Raw genomic sequence first — 14,481 nt, 5'->3', positions numbered from 1 at the left:
ATTGCCGGATGCGGCGTAAACGCCTTATCCGGCCTACATTCGGCAAGGGTTACCCGAGCGTTAACCTTCTCCCATAAGGGAGCGGGAATTAAAACAATCCCTACATTACCTCTGGAGAATCTGTGATGAATGGTACGATTTATCAGCGGATAGAAGACAATGCGCATTTCAGGGAGTTAGTCGAAAAACGGCAACGGTTTGCCACCATCCTGTCGATTATTATGCTGGCAGTTTATATCGGCTTTATTTTACTGATCGCCTTCGCGCCCGGCTGGCTGGGCACTCCGCTGAATCCGAACACCAGCGTCACACGCGGTATTCCGATTGGTGTTGGGGTAATTGTGATCTCCTTTGTTCTCACTGGTATCTACATCTGGCGGGCGAACGGCGAATTCGACCGTCTTAATAATGAAGTCCTGCATGAGGTACAAGCATCATGAAAAGAGTTCTGACGGCGCTTGCCGCCACACTCCCTTTCGCAGCTAACGCCGCGGATGCTATTAGCGGGGCCGTAGAGCGCCAGCCAACAAACTGGCAGGCGATTATTATGTTCCTGATTTTCGTCGTGTTTACGCTCGGCATTACCTACTGGGCGTCAAAACGCGTACGTTCGCGTAATGACTACTACACGGCAGGCGGCAATATCACCGGTTTTCAGAACGGGCTGGCGATTGCCGGGGACTATATGTCCGCCGCCTCATTCTTGGGGATCTCCGCGCTGGTGTTTACCTCCGGCTATGACGGGCTGATCTACTCGTTGGGCTTCCTGGTGGGCTGGCCAATCATTCTGTTCCTGATTGCCGAACGTCTGCGTAACCTGGGACGCTACACCTTTGCCGATGTAGCCTCTTACCGCCTGAAACAAGGGCCGATTCGTATTCTTTCGGCCTGTGGTTCTCTGGTGGTGGTGGCGCTTTACCTTATCGCTCAGATGGTAGGCGCAGGTAAACTGATCGAGCTGCTGTTTGGCCTTAACTATCATATTGCGGTGGTACTGGTCGGCGTGCTGATGATGATGTACGTCCTGTTCGGCGGCATGCTGGCGACCACCTGGGTACAGATTATCAAAGCCGTGCTGTTGCTGTTCGGTGCCAGCTTTATGGCCTTTATGGTGATGAAACACGTCGGCTTTAGCTTCAACAATCTGTTCAGCGAAGCGATGGCGGTACACCCGAAAGGTGTCGACATCATGAAGCCGGGCGGGCTGGTGAAAGATCCCATCTCCGCGCTCTCTCTGGGGCTAGGGCTGATGTTTGGTACGGCTGGCTTGCCGCACATTCTGATGCGCTTCTTTACGGTCAGCGATGCCCGCGAAGCGCGTAAGAGCGTGTTCTACGCTACCGGATTTATGGGCTACTTCTATATTCTGACCTTTATTATCGGCTTCGGCGCGATCATGCTGGTTGGTGCGAATCCGGAATATAAAGACGCGGCGGGCCATCTGATTGGTGGTAACAACATGGCGGCAGTTCACCTGGCGAATGCAGTGGGTGGCAACCTGTTCCTCGGCTTTATTTCAGCGGTTGCTTTCGCCACCATTCTTGCGGTGGTTGCGGGTCTGACGCTGGCGGGCGCATCGGCGGTGTCTCACGACCTGTACGCTAACGTCTTCAAAAAAGGGGCGACCGAACGTGAAGAGCTGCGGGTATCGAAAATCACCGTCCTGATTTTGGGCGTGATTGCAATAATCCTCGGCGTGCTGTTTGAGAATCAGAACATCGCCTTCATGGTAGGCCTGGCGTTTGCCATCGCGGCGAGCTGTAACTTCCCAATCATTCTGCTTTCCATGTACTGGTCAAAACTGACCACGCGTGGCGCAATGATGGGCGGCTGGCTGGGGCTGATTACCGCTGTAGTGCTGATGATCCTCGGCCCGACGATTTGGGTACAGATCCTCGGTCACGAAAAAGCCATCTTCCCGTATGAATACCCGGCGCTGTTCTCTATCAGCGTGGCATTCCTCGGCATCTGGTTCTTCTCGGCAACCGATAACTCAGCGGAAGGCGCGCGTGAGCGTGAACTGTTCCGTGCGCAGTTTATCCGCTCCCAGACCGGCTTTGGCGTTGAGCAAGGCCGCGCGCATTAATCTCTCCCCTTCCCCGGTCGCCTGACCGGGGAATACTCTTCCTCTGCAAAATGCATCACCTTTTCCCATAATATTAAACAAATAAACGCATTAAAAAATGAGCGATTTTTGACAGTCGTAGAAAATGATAATGCAGAGAATATGCCTTTTCTTTCTTGTTAATTATAAGGATATTTTATGTGCTACAATGGTTTAAATAATATGTTTTTCCCTCTTTGCCAGATTAACAATAACCACTCTGTCACAAGTCCATCACATACAAAGAAAACAAAATCAGATAATTACAGAAAACATCATAAAAACACGTTAATTGACAATAAAGCCCTCTCTCTTTTCAAAATAGATGATCATGAAAAAGTGATAGGCTTGATTCAGAAAATGAAAAGATTTTATGATAGTTTACCATCAGGAAAAATCACGAAAGAAACGGACAGGAAAATACATAAATATTTTATAGATATAGCTTCACATGCAAATAATAAATGTGACGATAGAATTACGAGAAGAGTTTACCTTAATAAAGATAAGGAAGTGTCCATTAAGGTAGTATATTTTATAAACAATGTCACCGTCCATAATAATACTATCGAAATCCCACAGACAGTAAATGGTGGTTACGATTTTTCACACCTTAGCCTGAAAGGCATCGTGATTAAAGATGAAGATTTATCCAATTCGAATTTTGCAGGTTGCAGACTACAAAACGCTATTTTCCAGGACTGTAATATGTATAAAACGAATTTTAATTTCGCTATAATGGAAAAAATACTTTTTGATAATTGTATTCTCGATGACTCAAATTTCGCTCAGATAAAAATGACTGACGGAACTCTAAATGCATGCTCCGCTATGCATGTTCAATTCGTCAATGCAACAATGAATAGAGCCAATATTAAAAATACCTTCCTTGATTATTCAAATTTTTATATGGCGTACATGGCTGAGGTAAATCTTTATAAAGTAATAGCGCCATATGTTAATTTATTTAGAGCCGATCTTAGTTTCTCTAAACTCGATTTAATTAACTTTGAACATGCTGATCTGTCTCGCGTCAATCTGAACAAAGCAACCCTCCAGAATATAAACTTAATTGATAGCAAACTCTTTTTTACGCGGCTGACAAATACATTCCTTGAAATGGTTATATGTACCGGCTCTAATATGGCTAATGTTAATTTTAATAATGCCAATTTAAGCAACTGCCATTTCAACTGTTCTGTTTTAACAAAAGCCTGGATGTTTAATACCCGTCTCTATCGGGTTAATTTCGAAGAGGCTAACGTGCAGGGAATGGGCATTACCATTCTCCGTGAGGAGGAAAATATCCCCATTAATAGTGATACCCTGATAACACTACAGAAATTCTTTGAAGAAGATTGTACCTCTCATACTGGCATGTCACAAACTGAGGATAATATTCATGCAGTCGCTATGAAGATTACTGCAGATATTATGCGAGATGCAGATTGAGGTTAAGCCGAAGAACAGCCAATGAATTGACTTTAAAAGAGAGATAACTTATTTGTTTTAGAATCATGTATGTTAGCCCGAGCTAACCTGTTAAAGGTGCAAAAGATTGCACCTTTTTCAAATTACCTCGGGCCTGGTTACGTCGCTTTCGGCTTACTGATTTTCCTCAATCAACAACGCTTCAAGCAAATCGAGATCGTGCAGTAATTTTTGCAGCGTTTCGTTGCTGATCTCCCGCGTGGCGCGCAGGTGGTACAGTTCAGCACGTTCAGAACGCAATGCCGCCAGACGGAAGCGACGCTCAAGGTTCTCTTCCTGCACGGAACTTTCAACGTCGTTACGTCCATCGGCGCGACGACGCAGGTTACCAATGACGCGAGAACTGACCTCCGTAAGCAGCTGGTTATCGATATTCTCTTCGGTATCCGCCGCCAGACGCTCCTCCATTTTCTGGATCGCCACAATCGCCACTTCTGCCGTTGCCGCTCGCGCAATACGTTCCTCTTTCAATTGTTGCGAATGGTCCGCGACTTCAATGTGTTGTAGCAGAATAGGCAACATCACCACGCCGACAAACAGCGAGAAGAGAATGACACCAGCCGCCAGGAATACCAGCTCGTAGCGCGCCGGGAAGACGTTACCATCCGGCAAGAGCAGCGGGATAGAGAGCACACCAGCCAGAGTGATCGCCCCACGCACCCCGGCGAAAGACGCGATCAGGATTTCTCGTGTGGTCCACGAACCAAACTCCATCGGCTTCTTCTTCAGGAAGCGGTTGCTGAACTTTTTCATCGTCCACAGCCAGCCGAAACGGACCAGCATCAGCGCCGCATAAATCAGAATGATATCGGTAAACAGCATCCAGATTTCGACGTTAGGGTCGATTTCTGCCGCCATCAGCGACGTCTCCAGAATACCCGGCAGCTGCAGACCTAACAGCAGGAATACCATGCCGTTAAAGACAAATTCCAGCATCGCCCAGGTACTGTTTGCGCGCAGGCGCATTGCCAGCGGCGCACGGCGCATCACACCGGAGCGGGTGATGGTCATCCCGGCGGCAACCGCAGCGAGGATGCCGGAAACGCCAATATGTTCGGCAATCAGATAAGAAGCGAATGGCAGCAAGAACAGTAGAACAATCTGCGTCGCGGGTTCATCACCGCCCCAGCGGCTGAGGAATCGCAGCGAGCGACCATACAGCCAGCTCACTACAAAACCGGCGAGAATACCGCCAATGGCCACTTTCATAAATTCGACCGTCGCACCGCCGACGGTGAAGATCATCGTCCCCATCGCCACTGCTACGGCAAACTTCAACGACACCAGGCCAGAGGCGTCATTCATCAACGCTTCGCCCTGCAAAATGCCCATGATTTTTTTCGGGATGCGCCCTTCGCCAACAATCCCGGAGAGCGCCACAGCATCGGTCGGAGAAAGCACCGCCGCCAGCGCAAAGGCGGGGATCAGCGGAATGCCCGGCACCACCCAGTAAATAAGGAAGCCAATGCCGACCACGGTGACCACCACCAGCGCCAGCGCGAGGCCGAAAATCTCTCGACCATGTTCGAGAAATTCACGGGTCGGCGTTTTCCAGCCATCAGCGAACAGCAACGGCGGGATAAACAAGACTAAAAAGAGTTCAGGATCAAACTCCACATGCAAACCAAACGTCGGCCACGCCAGTAGCGCACCGATGGCGATTTGCATAAGCGGAAGCGGGATCTGAAAGGGCATGACACGAGTGACCACCCCGGACAGCGAGACCACGAGGGTCATTATCAGTATGGTGAAGAAGATTTCCATGCGTTCCCTGTTTGCGATGTTTTTTATGATCTGAGAAAGACGTTATGCCTGAATTCTCATTTTTTCAGAATATCGCAAAAGCTCACACAATGTGCGGAGAAAATAAAAACGGGCAGCCATTGCCACCCGTTTTCAGAATCATATGAAAGATTAGATAGCCCAGCCACCCGCATAGAAGGTCACCAGCGCCACAGCGATAACGACCGTACCGATGTTCAACTTGCGCCATTCGCCGGAAACCAGACGACCAATCACCAGAGTCGCGAAGCCGATCATGATGCCTGTTACGATGTTACAGGTCAGCACGATGAATACCGCCGTAACCAGACCCGCCATCGCATCAACAAAATCAGCAAAGTCGATTTTCGCCACGTTACTCAGCATCAGCAGGCCAACGTACATCAGCGCCGGAGCCGTTGCATACCCCGGAACGAGGTAAGAGAGCGGAGAGAGGAACAGAATCAGCAGGAACAGCACGCCAACGGTGATAGCCGTCAACCCGGTTTTACCGCCCGCCGCCGTACCCGCCGCAGACTCGATGTATACCGCTGCCGGAGCTGCACCCACCAGGCCAGAGAAAACGCTGCTCATGGAGTCGGTGGTCAGTGCTTTCCCACCGTCAATGATCTGCCCATCTTTATCCAGCAGGTTCGCCTGACCGGCGACGGCGCGGATAGTTCCGGTGGCATCAAATACTGCCGTCATCACCAGCGCCAGAACGCTTGGCAGGACTACAGGATTCAGCGCGCCCATAATGTCCAGGCTACCAATCAGTGAATTGCCGTTTTCATCGCTCAATGAAGGCATGGCGAAAACGCCGGAGAAATGGACGTTAGGATCGAAGATCAAACCGACAATTGAGATACCGATAATGGTCAGCAGAATGCCACCAGGGACTTTCAGTTTTTCCAGGCCGATGATCACCGCCAGACCTACCAGTGACATAATCACCGGGAAGGTCGCGAAATCACCCAGCGCAACGGGCAGACCATCAAGCGGGTTTTTAATCACCAGACCGACACCATTAGCGGCAATGAGCAGCAGGAACAGACCGATACCGATCCCCGTGCCGTGCGCCACACCGTGCGGCAAGTTGCGCAAAATCCAGCTACGGATACCCGTGGCAGAAATTACCGTAAACAGTACACCCATCAGGAACACAGCACCCAGCGCGACAGGTACGCTAATATGTTGCCCCAGCACCAGACTGAATGCGGTAAACGCCGTCAGGGAGATGGCGCAACCAATCGCCAACGGCAGATTAGCCCACAGACCCATCACGATAGAACCGAGTCCGGCAACCAGACAGGTCGCAACGAAAACTGCCGCAGGCGGGAAGCCTGCTTTACCCAACATGCCTGGAACGACGATAACCGAGTAGACCATCGCCAGAAATGTTGTTAACCCGGCAACCACTTCCTGACGGACAGTGCTTCCACGTTGTGAAATTTTAAACCAGGCGTCGAGTGAACCGCCGGTACGCGCTGATGGCGTAGACATAAGAAAACATCCCCTGAGAGTTTAATTTTCGTCAAGATGCGTGGCGGACAATCCCCTGCCAGCGAAACGTTATCTTCCTGCTCCAGGTTTGCGACAAATTGGTGCGTCGCAAAAAAGCAAACGTTTAGCTCCGCGCATACAAAACGGGTGGTAAAAAAAGCAAACGATTATCCGGCGATCATAGCGGCTTTTTCAACCGAAGTTTGCTGCTTTTTTCTCTTTTATTGTCTTGACGATGAAAAACCAGGCAATTGATGCGCAAACGTTATCGTCGATGCGCAAGATTGCAGCGTTATCGAGCCATATACCGTTCAGGATTGCGATAAAAAATCGTCTGAGATGACAAAAATATTGCGGCTAAAAAGTGTACTTTTACTCTGGCGAAGAAACGCCGGTGACATACAATTAAAGCATCAACACCAACCGGAACCTCCACCACGTGCTCGAATGAGGTGTGTTGACGTCGGGGGAAACCCTCCTGTGTACCAGCGGGATAGAGAGAAAGACAAAGACCGGAAAACAAACTAAAGCGCCCTTGTGGCGCTTTAGTTTTGTGTTTGCGAATAATTCCAAAAGAGCTCGATCAGTCCCCTCGCCCCTTCGGGGAGAGGGTTAGGGTGAGGGGAACAGGCAGCACCAGTGCAAATATTTACCCTCACCCTAAAGGGCGAGGGAGAAAATCGCCCCCATATTAACGATGAGTCAGCTTGCCCTTGTGGCGCTTTAGTTTTGTTCATCTTCCAGCAAGCGTGCGCCTGTGCCTTCTTCTCCTAAGCGGTCGCCCGGGTTACGCAATGGGCAATCACTGCGCGAAAGGCAGCCACAACCAATACATCCGTCCAGTTCGTCACGCAGCGCCACTAAGGTATGAATGCGCCGATCCAACTCTTCTCGCCATTGGGACGAAAGCTGTTTCCACTCTTTCGCACTTAATGTATGCCCTTCGGGCAACACGCCAAATGCTTCACGAATGGTCGCTAGCGGAATGCCAATACGCTGAGCAATTTTGATGATTGCGACATATCGCAACACATCACGTTTATATCGCCGCTGATTGCCACTATTACGGATACTGCTAATCAACCCTTTGCTTTCATAGAAATGCAGCGCCGATACCGCCACACCGCTGCGTTTCGCCACTTCGCCGGGGGTTAGCAGCGCTTTAATGCGGGGTAATTTCTTTTCCATAAATCGCTTTACCTCAAGTTAACTTGAGGAATTATACTCCCCAACAGATGAATTAACGAACTGAACACTGAAAAGAGGCAGATTTATGTCCCATCAGAAAATTATTCAGGATCTTATCGCATGGATTGACGAGCATATTGACCAGCCGCTTAACATTGATGTCGTCGCAAAAAAATCAGGCTATTCAAAGTGGTACTTACAGCGGATGTTCCGCACGGTGACGCATCAGACACTTGGTGATTACATTCGCCAACGCCGCCTGTTACTGGCCGCCGTTGAGTTGCGCACCACCGAGCGTCCGATTTTTGATATCGCAATGGACCTGGGTTATGTCTCGCAGCAGACCTTCTCCCGCGTTTTCCGTCGGCAGTTTGATCGCACTCCCAGCGATTATCGCCACCGCCTGTAGTTTTATTACCCGCGCGTTAACTCCCGCGCGGGTAATTGCTCCATCCATTGCATAAACACCTGCGGCGGCATCGCCTTCGCAAAGAACCATCCCTGGCAATAGCGCACGCCGCGTTTGCGCAGCCAGTTAACCTGCTCCTCAGTTTCGACGCCTTCAGCGATCGTTTTTAATCCCAGGCTGTGCGCCAGCTCGATGATATGTTCCGCAATCAAATGACTGGTTTTATGGGTGGTCAGCGTCTCAACAAACGATTTATCGATTTTCAAAATATCGACATTCAATGATTTAAGGTTATGCAAGTTAGAGTAGCCAATACCAAAATCATCAATTGCCACTTCGTAACCAGCCTGGCGGAAAGCCAGAATAATCGGCGTCATTTTGTCGACATCAAGAAATGCATGTTCAGTCACTTCAAATTTAATTTGCTGCGGACGCACCGCGTATTGCTCTGTTTTCTGGTTGGTTCGCGCTATCAACCGTGACGTATGAAAATCGGAGGCCGACAGGTTAATAGAAACATAGCGATCGGCATGTGTTGCCAGGTACGCGCCCAGATCGCGGAAGACATTATCAATAACATAATCAGTTACCTGTCCGATCATCCCCTCCTTTTCTGCCAGCGGAATAAACTCTGCCGGATTCATTACTTGCCCCTGCTCACCAGGCCAACGTAACAATGCTTCAGCTCCGATACATTTTTCTGTTTTGATATCGATTATTGGCTGGTAATAAAGGCAAAGTTGATGTTTTTCGAGGGCGCGTTGCAATTTGCGTTTGGGAGACAAATAGTTTTGTCGAATACGTAGCCAGAGTAATAACAGAACAAGACTCCCCAAAATACCGGCGGGTAACGCAAAAATAAGATGATTATAAAAATGCGCTATAAGACGTTGATATGAAGTCGCAACAATGGCTGCAATTGGGCGTTTTGTCGAATAAACTGTCGCATATAAATAGCCATTTTTTTGTACGGTTAAATCATTCAAATGAATCAGCGGAGAAAACGTTGCTGCCGAGGCCTCGTTGCTTAACGAGAAAAAGGTTTTCGTTACCGTATCATACACACCCCATTGCAATGTCGGATCATCAGACATCACTTCACTCCAGAAGAGAGGGTTGATGACCGCCACATAATTTCCCCGCTGCATATAGGTCATTTTATAGCCAGAGAAAAAAGGCGTATCGCGGTAATAATAGATAGAAACGTTAGGTTCACGCTTATAATCGGCCGGTGCAATCGTATAGCCGTTTACAGGCGCTATCAGCGATGAGCATAAAAAATGGTTATCACGGGCATAGATCAATTCATTAATATAAAGATAGCCACGAATAATATTCAACATTCGCTTTTGATGGGCTGGAGTGCAAACTTGCCCCTGATAGCGTTCAGCAGCATCGCTCACTAAATCTGCCTGGCGAATGACCAGCTCGGATTTATCCAGCGCCAGCTGAGCAAAAGTTTGGAGCTGACTATTCACTTCTGATTTTGCCCAAAGAAAGGCAATCCATAGCGACAGAATGATGGGAAAGAGAACTAAAAAGATAATGCCCGGCAACGCCAGTAATTGGTGTCGTGCACGATGACTCATTGCTATCAATTTCCTGCCTGTTTATACCCGGTCATTGCAAGGTGAAAACCCTGGTTACCGACGTCTTTAGATAAATCTTACGGTATAAATAGCACTTTTGCCTGATTTGAAATTGATACCTTTTTAATGGTCACCTGAATAAAAATAATTCATTGATATTCAAATTAATTTTCTACAGGAATGCAGAGGCGGCGGGAAGATATGCCCTTAATGCCACTGAAAAACCACATAATCTGTACGGCAATAAAAGTCACGGCCTAATCTGGCTAACAAACAATCAATTGTGATATAGTTCACAAAATTAATGAAACAAACAGAGTGTTTCATTTTTGTGTCCTGCAAGCCCCGCGATAGCCAGATTGTATCACGCCTCCCGTGAACAACGCCGCGCTGTCCGAGGCATCGGCTCTTTTCAGAGGAATTGTTTGATGGCTACCCTCACCACTGGCGTGGTTCTTCTTCGCTGGCAACTTCTTAGTGCCGTAATGATGTTTCTGGCCAGCACACTCAACATCCGTTTTCGTCGGTCTGATTATGTCGGGCTTGCAGTGATCAGCAGCGGTCTGGGCGTGGTTTCTGCCTGCTGGTTCGCAATGGGGTTGCTTGGTATCACAATGGCGGATATCACCGCCATCTGGCACAACATCGAGTCGGTGATGATAGAAGAGATGAATCAGACACCGCCACAATGGCCAATGATTTTGACTTGATATATAGAAGCCTCCAAAACGGAGGCTTCTTTTTTACGGCTGGCAGATGCTTTAATCATCCACCTTAAAACAATATAACCTATTGTTTTAATGACAAATCAGAACGGAATATCGTCATCAAAGTCCATCGGCGGCTCGTTAGACGGTGCTGCCGGAGCAGACTGCTGCGGGCGAGACTGCGCGCCGCCGCTGAACTGATTGCCGCCCTGCGGCTGCTGAGGCTGACCCCAACCGCCCTGCGGCTGACCACCACCGATATTGCCACCTGCAGGAGCGCCACCACCCTGACGACCACCCAACATCTGCATGGTGCCGCCAACGTTCACCACAACTTCTGTGGTGTAGCGATCCTGACCAGATTGATCGGTCCATTTACGGGTACGCAGCTGACCTTCGATATAAACCTGAGAACCTTTACGCAGATATTCGCTGGCCACTTCTGCCAGTTTGCCGAACAGCACAACGCGGTGCCATTCAGTCTGCTCTTTCATCTCGCCGGTCGCTTTATCACGCCAGGATTCGGAAGTAGCCAGCGTAATGTTGGCAACAGCGCCACCATTTGGCATGTAGCGTACTTCCGGGTCCTGACCCAGATTACCAACGAGAATAACCTTGTTTACGCCTCTGCTGGCCATGTTCGTGTCTCCTGAAAAAAAAACGTTCTGAATAAGTGTAAACGCGCGATTGTACCATTACCAATAGCGCTTTTACTATGTTGTGACCTCGGTTCCGGGAAACAAACCTGGCCAGACATTGTTACACAACACTCCGGGTAATGCATTCCAATACTGTATATTCATTCAGGTCAATTTGTGTCATAATTAACCGTTTGTGATCGCCGGTAGCACCATGCCACCGGGCAAAAAAGCGTTTAATCCGGGAAAGGTGAATGGATAAGATCGAAGTTCGGGGCGCCCGCACCCATAATCTCAAAAACATCAACCTCGTTATCCCCCGCGACAAGCTCATTGTCGTGACCGGGCTTTCGGGTTCTGGCAAATCCTCGCTCGCTTTCGACACCTTATATGCCGAAGGGCAGCGCCGTTACGTTGAATCCCTTTCCGCCTACGCGCGGCAGTTTCTGTCACTGATGGAAAAGCCGGACGTCGATCATATTGAGGGGCTTTCTCCTGCCATCTCGATTGAGCAGAAATCGACGTCTCATAACCCGCGTTCTACGGTGGGGACAATCACCGAAATCCACGACTATTTGCGTTTGTTGTTCGCCCGCGTCGGTGAGCCGCGCTGCCCGGACCACGATGTACCGCTGGCGGCGCAAACCGTCAGCCAGATGGTGGATAACGTGCTGTCGCAGCCGGAAGGTAAACGCCTGATGCTGCTCGCGCCAATCATTAAAGAGCGCAAAGGCGAACACACCAAAACGCTGGAAAATCTGGCAAGCCAGGGTTACATCCGTGCTCGTATTGATGGCGGAGTCTGCGATCTTTCCGATCCGCCGAAACTGGAACTGCAAAAGAAACACACTATTGAAGTGGTGGTTGATCGCTTCAAGGTGCGTGACGATCTCACCCAACGTCTGGCAGAGTCGTTTGAAACCGCGCTGGAGCTTTCCGGTGGTACCGCGGTAGTTGCGGATATGGACGACCCGAAAGCGGAAGAGCTGCTATTTTCCGCCAACTTCGCCTGCCCAATTTGCGGCTATAGTATGCGTGAACTGGAACCACGCCTGTTTTCGTTTAACAACCCGGCGGGTGCCTGCCCGACCTGTGACGGCCTTGGCGTACAGCAATATTTCGATCCTGATCGCGTGATCCAGAATCCGGAACTGTCGCTGGCTGGCGGTGCGATCCGTGGCTGGGATCGCCGCAACTTCTATTACTTCCAGATGCTGAAATCGCTGGCAGATCACTATAAGTTCGACGTCGAAGCGCCATGGGGCAGCCTGAGCGCGAACGTGCATAAAGTGGTGTTGTACGGTTCTGGCAAAGAAAACATTGAATTCAAATACATGAACGATCGTGGCGATACCTCCATTCGTCGTCATCCGTTCGAAGGCGTGCTGCACAATATGGAGCGCCGTTATAAAGAGACGGAATCCAGTGCGGTACGTGAAGAATTAGCCAAGTTTATCAGCAATCGTCCGTGCGCCAGCTGCGAAGGGACGCGTCTGCGTCGGGAAGCGCGCCACGTTTATGTCGAGAATACGCCGCTACCTGCTATCTCCGACATGAGCATTGGTCATGCGATGGAATTCTTCAACAATCTCAAACTCGCAGGTCAGCGGGCGAAGATTGCAGAAAAAATCCTTAAAGAGATCGGCGATCGTCTGAAATTCCTCGTTAACGTCGGCCTGAATTACCTGACACTTTCCCGCTCGGCAGAAACGCTTTCTGGCGGTGAAGCACAGCGTATCCGTCTGGCGAGCCAGATTGGTGCGGGCCTGGTTGGCGTTATGTACGTGCTGGACGAGCCGTCTATCGGCCTGCACCAGCGCGATAACGAGCGCCTGTTGGGTACGCTTATCCATCTGCGCGATCTCGGTAATACCGTGATTGTGGTGGAGCACGACGAAGACGCGATTCGCGCCGCTGACCATGTGATCGACATTGGCCCGGGCGCAGGTGTACACGGCGGTGAAGTGGTCGCAGAAGGTCCACTGGAAGCGATTATGGCAGTGCCTGAATCGTTGACCGGGCAGTACATGAGCGGTAAACGCAAGATTGAAGTGCCGAAGAAACGCGTTCCGGCGAATCCGGAAAAAGTGCTGAAGCTGACAGGCGCACGCGGTAATAACCTGAAAGACGTGACGCTGACGCTGCCAGTCGGTCTGTTTACCTGCATCACAGGGGTTTCAGGTTCCGGTAAATCGACGCTGATTAACGACACACTGTTCCCGATTGCCCAACGCCAGTTGAATGGTGCGACCATCGCCGAACCGGCACCGTATCGCGATATTCAGGGGCTGGAGCATTTCGATAAAGTGATCGATATCGACCAAAGCCCAATTGGTCGTACTCCGCGTTCTAACCCGGCGACCTATACCGGCGTGTTTACGCCTGTGCGCGAACTGTTTGCGGGCGTACCGGAATCCCGTGCGCGCGGTTATACGCCAGGACGTTTCAGCTTTAACGTCCGTGGCGGACGCTGCGAAGCCTGTCAGGGCGACGGTGTGATCAAAGTGGAGATGCACTTCCTGCCGGATATCTACGTACCGTGCGACCAGTGCAAAGGCAAACGCTATAACCGTGAAACGCTGGAGATTAAGTACAAAGGCAAAACCATCCACGAAGTGCTGGATATGACCATCGAAGAGGCGCGTGAGTTCTTTGATGCCGTACCTGCACTGGCGCGTAAGCTGCAAACGTTGATGGATGTTGGCCTGACGTACATTCGCTTGGGGCAGTCCGCAACCACCCTTTCCGGCGGTGAAGCCCAGCGCGTGAAGCTGGCGCGTGAGCTGTCAAAACGCGGCACCGGGCAGACACTGTATATTCTTGATGAGCCGACCACCGGTTTGCACTTCGCCGATATTCAGCAACTGCTCGACGTGCTGCATAAACTGCGCGATCAGGGCAACACCATTGTGGTGATTGAACACAATCTCGACGTGATCAAAACCGCTGACTGGATTGTCGACCTGGGACCGGAAGGCGGCAGTGGCGGCGGCGAGATCCTCGTCTCCGGTACGCCAGAAACCGTCGCGGAGTGCGAAGCTTCGCATACGGCACGCTTCCTCAAGCCGATGCTGTAATCGTTAAGGCCGCT

General features: G+C 50.2%; 11 protein-coding genes. 6 read left to right on the top strand and 5 right to left on the bottom strand.

The window, feature by feature from the left end; all coding sequences use genetic code 11:
- The first annotated feature begins 125 nt into the window (after positions 1-125).
- The 3 genes from G434_RS07935 to espX5 all read left to right on the top strand — a co-directional run bounded on the left by G434_RS07935 (position 126) and on the right by espX5 (position 3,556).
- Positions 126-440, top strand: a complete 315-nt coding sequence (locus tag G434_RS07935; RefSeq protein ID WP_001014565.1) for a DUF485 domain-containing protein — start codon at positions 126-128, stop codon at positions 438-440.
- Positions 437-2,086 carry a cation/acetate symporter ActP gene (gene actP, locus G434_RS07940; protein WP_000832550.1) on the top strand — a complete coding sequence of 550 codons (1,650 nt, stop codon included), beginning with the start codon at positions 437-439 and terminating at the stop codon, positions 2,084-2,086. Before G434_RS07935 ends, actP begins: the two co-directional genes overlap by 4 nt.
- Before the next feature lie 177 nt (positions 2,087-2,263).
- Positions 2,264-3,556: a T3SS effector pentapeptide repeat protein EspX5 gene (gene espX5 / locus G434_RS07945; protein WP_000338243.1), complete on the top strand. Its 1,293-nt coding sequence runs from the start codon at positions 2,264-2,266 to the stop codon at positions 3,554-3,556.
- Between the two features lie 153 nt (positions 3,557-3,709).
- Here the strand turns inward: espX5 and G434_RS07950 are convergent, their stop codons facing one another.
- The 3 genes from G434_RS07950 to soxR form a co-directional block, all read right to left on the bottom strand.
- Entirely contained in the window at positions 3,710-5,359 is a 1,650-nt protein-coding gene (locus tag G434_RS07950) for a Na+/H+ antiporter (protein ID WP_000402207.1), read from the bottom strand.
- A 150-nt stretch (positions 5,360-5,509) separates the two neighbouring features.
- The gene (gene ghxP / locus G434_RS07955; protein ID WP_000106882.1) at positions 5,510-6,859 is read right to left on the bottom strand and encodes a guanine/hypoxanthine transporter GhxP; all 1,350 of its coding nucleotides are present in this window, start codon (positions 6,857-6,859) and stop codon (positions 5,510-5,512) included.
- A 723-nt stretch (positions 6,860-7,582) separates the two neighbouring features.
- Positions 7,583-8,047, bottom strand: a complete 465-nt coding sequence (gene soxR, locus G434_RS07960) for a redox-sensitive transcriptional activator SoxR (protein WP_000412424.1) — start codon at positions 8,045-8,047, stop codon at positions 7,583-7,585.
- An 85-nt stretch (positions 8,048-8,132) separates the two neighbouring features.
- Between soxR and soxS the strand changes: the two genes are divergently transcribed.
- Complete coding sequence (soxS, locus tag G434_RS07965) at positions 8,133-8,456, top strand: superoxide response transcriptional regulator SoxS (RefSeq protein WP_000019358.1); 324 nt, start codon at positions 8,133-8,135, stop codon at positions 8,454-8,456.
- A gap of 5 nt (positions 8,457-8,461) precedes the next feature.
- Here soxS and pdeC read toward each other — a convergent pair whose 3' ends face one another.
- A complete protein-coding gene (gene pdeC, locus G434_RS07970) occupies positions 8,462-10,045 on the bottom strand; it encodes a c-di-GMP phosphodiesterase PdeC (protein ID WP_000019571.1) in 1,584 nt (527 codons plus the stop codon).
- Between the two features lie 428 nt (positions 10,046-10,473).
- Between pdeC and G434_RS07975 the strand changes: the two genes are divergently transcribed.
- Positions 10,474-10,755 carry a YjcB family protein gene (locus G434_RS07975; RefSeq protein WP_001295689.1) on the top strand — a complete coding sequence of 94 codons (282 nt, stop codon included), beginning with the start codon at positions 10,474-10,476 and terminating at the stop codon, positions 10,753-10,755.
- Between the two features lie 98 nt (positions 10,756-10,853).
- Here the strand turns inward: G434_RS07975 and ssb1 are convergent, their stop codons facing one another.
- On the bottom strand, positions 10,854-11,390 hold the full coding sequence (ssb1, locus tag G434_RS07980) for a single-stranded DNA-binding protein SSB1 (RefSeq protein ID WP_000168305.1): 537 nt from the start codon (positions 11,388-11,390) through the stop codon (positions 10,854-10,856).
- Positions 11,391-11,644: 254 nt separating this feature from the next.
- Between ssb1 and uvrA the strand changes: the two genes are divergently transcribed.
- Entirely contained in the window at positions 11,645-14,467 is a 2,823-nt protein-coding gene (uvrA, locus tag G434_RS07985) for an excinuclease ABC subunit UvrA (RefSeq protein ID WP_016238971.1), read from the top strand.
- The last annotated feature ends 14 nt before the right edge of the window (positions 14,468-14,481 follow it).

This window comes from Escherichia sp. KTE172, assembly GCF_000408845.1.
Taxonomy (GTDB): Bacteria; Pseudomonadota; Gammaproteobacteria; order Enterobacterales; family Enterobacteriaceae; genus Escherichia; species Escherichia coli.
The sequence above is the reverse complement of the archived record's forward strand: the minus strand, read 5'-3'. Positions and strand labels throughout refer to the sequence as shown.

Coding starts and splice junctions, on each gene's coding strand:
- G434_RS07935 (WP_001014565.1), top strand. CDS start 126: ATGAATGGTACGATTTATCAGCGGATAGAAGACAATGCGCATTTCAGG.
- actP (WP_000832550.1), top strand. CDS start 437: ATGAAAAGAGTTCTGACGGCGCTTGCCGCCACACTCCCTTTCGCAGCT.
- espX5 (WP_000338243.1), top strand. CDS start 2,264: ATGTGCTACAATGGTTTAAATAATATGTTTTTCCCTCTTTGCCAGATT.
- G434_RS07950 (WP_000402207.1), bottom strand. CDS start 5,359: ATGGAAATCTTCTTCACCATACTGATAATGACCCTCGTGGTCTCGCTG.
- ghxP (WP_000106882.1), bottom strand. CDS start 6,859: ATGTCTACGCCATCAGCGCGTACCGGCGGTTCACTCGACGCCTGGTTT.
- soxR (WP_000412424.1), bottom strand. CDS start 8,047: ATGGAAAAGAAATTACCCCGCATTAAAGCGCTGCTAACCCCCGGCGAA.
- soxS (WP_000019358.1), top strand. CDS start 8,133: ATGTCCCATCAGAAAATTATTCAGGATCTTATCGCATGGATTGACGAG.
- pdeC (WP_000019571.1), bottom strand. CDS start 10,045: ATGAGTCATCGTGCACGACACCAATTACTGGCGTTGCCGGGCATTATC.
- G434_RS07975 (WP_001295689.1), top strand. CDS start 10,474: ATGGCTACCCTCACCACTGGCGTGGTTCTTCTTCGCTGGCAACTTCTT.
- ssb1 (WP_000168305.1), bottom strand. CDS start 11,390: ATGGCCAGCAGAGGCGTAAACAAGGTTATTCTCGTTGGTAATCTGGGT.
- uvrA (WP_016238971.1), top strand. CDS start 11,645: ATGGATAAGATCGAAGTTCGGGGCGCCCGCACCCATAATCTCAAAAAC.